The following is a 2959-nucleotide window of genomic DNA, read 5'->3' on the forward strand; positions in this document are numbered from 1 at the left end:
CGGTGGCGGCGGTGCCGGTGGCGATGGCGGCGGTGGCGGTGACGGCGGGGCCGGTGGAGCCGGTGGACCCCTTGGTGGCGTGGGCGGCCGCGCCGGGTTCTTGCTGGGTCTACCCGGTGCCGACGGCTCTGCTGGTGTCGGCGGTCCGGGCGGGACAGGCGGCGCGGGTGGCGCGGCCGGCACCGGGGGTCAGGGTGGCCAAGGGCTGGGTGGCTCAAACGGTGGCGCCGGCTCAGACGGTATCGCCGGCACCGACGGACAAGCCGGCCCGAACGGCTAACCGGCCAGGTCCGGGGCCGATGGTGTCGCTGTTGCCTACGCACGAAACGAGCTGTGGCGCACGGCAATCCCGACGCACTGGCGGGCCGTGGCACAACGCGGATGCGCCGTCGGTCTAGGCATCCCGGCCAATTGCATCCGATGAGCCGTGTTGCAGTCACCGCGCGGTATGCGCGGTGAAGCAAACAGCGCATGTGAACGGCAACCGCGCGGGCCCGGCCGCCATAGCAGTCACTAGGCTTGCCGCCTGTGATCACCCGGATGTCCCAGCTGTTCCTGCGCACCCTGCGTGACGACCCCGCCGACGCCGAAGTGCCCAGCCACAAACTGCTGATCAGAGCCGGATACGTCCGGCCCGTCGCGCCGGGACTCTACAGCTGGCTGCCGCTGGGCCTAAAAGTCTTGCGCAACATCGAGCGGGTGGTCCGCGAAGAGATGAACTCCATCGGCGGGCAAGAGATCTTGTTTCCCGCGCTGCTGCCGCGAGCCCCGTACGAGACCACAAACCGGTGGACCGAATACGGCGACGGTGTATTTCGGCTCAAAGACCGCCGCGGTAACGACTACCTGCTGGGCCCGACGCATGAAGAGCTGTTCACCCTGACGGTGAAGGGTGAATACAACTCCTACAAGGACTTTCCGCTCACGCTGTATCAAATCCAAAACAAATACCGCGACGAAGTGCGGCCGCGGGCTGGCATCTTGCGGGTCCGGGAGTTCGTGATGAAGGACTCCTACTCCTTCGACATCGACAGTGCTGGGCTCAAGGCCGCCTACCACGCGCACCGCGAGGCCTACCAGCGCATCTTCGACCGGCTGCAGGTCCGCTATGTCATCGTCTCGGCGGTGTCCGGCGCCATGGGCGGCAGCGCATCCGAAGAATTCCTCGCCGAAAGCCCGGTCGGCGAAGACACCTTTGTGCGGTGCCCGCAGTCCGGCTACGCGGCCAACGTCGAAGCCGTCATCACCGCGCGCCCGGAGACCCAACCGATCGACGGACAACCCGAGGCCGTGGTTTACGACACCGGCGACACCCCGACCATCGCCACGCTGGTCGCCTGGGCCAACCAGGCCGAGCTAGGCCGCACGGTGACCGCCGCGGACACTCTGAAGAACGTCCTGGTCAAAGTCCGCCAACCCGGCAAGGACTGGGAGTTGCTGGCCATCGGGGTGCCCGGCGACCGCGAGGTCGACGAAAAGAGGCTCGGCGCGGCGCTGGACCCTGCCGAATACGCGTTGCTCGACGACAGCGACTTCGCCAGATACCCGTTCCTGGTCAAGGGTTATATCGGACCGAAAGCATTGTGCTCCAACAACATTCGCTACCTGGTCGACCCGCGTGTGGTCGACGGCAGCAGCTGGATCACCGGCGCCGACGAACCCGGCCGTCACGTGGTGAACTTGGTGGCCGGTCGTGATTTCACCGCCGACGGCACCATCGAGGCTGCCGAGGTGCGCGAAGGCGATCCCTCTCCGGACGGTGCCGGCTCCCTGGTCATAGCGCGTGGTATCGAGATCGGCCACATCTTCCAGCTCGGCCAGAAATACACCGACGCCTTCAGCGCCGACGTGCTCGGCGAAGACGGCAAGCCGGTACGGCTGACCATGGGCTCCTATGGCATCGGGGTATCGCGGCTGGTCGCGGTCGTGGCCGAACAACACCACGACGAGCTGGGCTTGCGCTGGCCGCAGGCGATCGCGCCGTTCGATGTTCACCTGGTGATCGCCAACAAGGACGCGGAGGCGCGCACCGGAGCCGTCGCGCTGGCCGCCGAACTGGATCAACTGGGGGTCGGGGTGCTGCTCGACGACCGTCAGGCCTCGCCCGGCGTCAAGTTCAAGGACGCCGAACTGCTGGGAATGCCCTGGATCGTCGTGGTGGGGCGCGGCTGGGCGGACGGCGTGGTCGAGCTGCGCGACCGGTTCACCGGTCAGACCCGCGAACTGGCCGCCGGCGCCGCGCTGGCTACCGATATCGCGGCAGCCATCAGCGGTTAGCTATTCGTTGCCGCCCGGGAACGAAGCGGTGATCGGCCAGGCTCCCAGCACCTTGTTCCACCGGGCGGCCATCACCGCGCTCTGGGTCAAAGCCGTCGACGCGAACGCCCGGTCATCGGCTGTCTCGGCATGCTCGACGACCGCACGCCACGCCGTCGCGCCGTCGTTCTCCATCCGCGCGGCCAGCCGAGCCGCATCGGCTGCGCTGCCCACGTCATTGGGCAACTGGTAACCCGCGGCGGCCGCCGGCGCGGTGACCTTGCGGGCGGCCAGCATCGCGATGACGTCGTCACGACGTTGGCGATGTTGGTTCAACGCCTCCACCACCAAGTCGTTGACGCTGGGCGGCGACAGCGCCGACACAATGCCATACCCATAGATGGTCGCGTGCTCGACGGCGAGGGCGTCGCTCAGCGCCGCGGTGTCGGCATCTTTGCCGGCGGGCGACCGCTTGGGGCTGGCCCCGAAGCTGGGTTCGGACGAGGTCATATGGAAGGGCCCCCGGGCATCAGGGCCACCGTGTAGGACGCCGTACACGAAGCGGCGATGGAGGCGAGCAGACCGGCGCGGTAGCCCGATACCGTGGCGACCAGGCGACTGGCATCCTCGGCCGACTTGCGCAGCGAATCCACCACGTCGGACACCGGCGGTGGCGGGGGCGGGGGTTCGGTGCCCGTGGGGC

2 protein-coding genes and 2 pseudogenes are annotated in these 2959 nt (G+C 68.0%); 2 read left to right on the top strand and 2 right to left on the bottom strand.

What is annotated here, in order from left to right; genetic code table 11:
* Window positions 1-398 (top strand): annotated as a pseudogene (locus EET03_RS32350) (hypothetical protein); the annotation flags it as partial.
* Window positions 399-528: 130 nt separating this feature from the next.
* Window positions 529-2277 (top strand): proline--tRNA ligase, encoded by a 1749-nt coding sequence (locus EET03_RS08715; RefSeq protein WP_063471616.1) that lies wholly within the window; start codon window positions 529-531, stop codon window positions 2275-2277.
* On the opposite strand, the gene EET03_RS08720 is transcribed toward EET03_RS08715, so the two are convergent.
* Window positions 2278-2766, bottom strand: coding sequence for a ferritin-like domain-containing protein (locus EET03_RS08720; RefSeq protein ID WP_063471604.1), 489 nt, complete (start codon window positions 2764-2766; stop codon window positions 2278-2280).
* Window positions 2763-2959, bottom strand: a pseudogene (locus EET03_RS08725) (hypothetical protein); the annotation flags it as partial. The pseudogene EET03_RS08725 and the gene EET03_RS08720, both read right to left, overlap by 4 nt.

Origin of the sequence: Mycobacterium innocens, from assembly GCF_900566055.1 — a bacterium.
GTDB lineage: Bacteria > Actinomycetota > Actinomycetes > Mycobacteriales > Mycobacteriaceae > Mycobacterium > Mycobacterium innocens.

Coding starts and splice junctions, on each gene's coding strand:
- EET03_RS08720 (WP_063471604.1), bottom strand. CDS start 2,766: ATGACCTCGTCCGAACCCAGCTTCGGGGCCAGCCCCAAGCGGTCGCCC.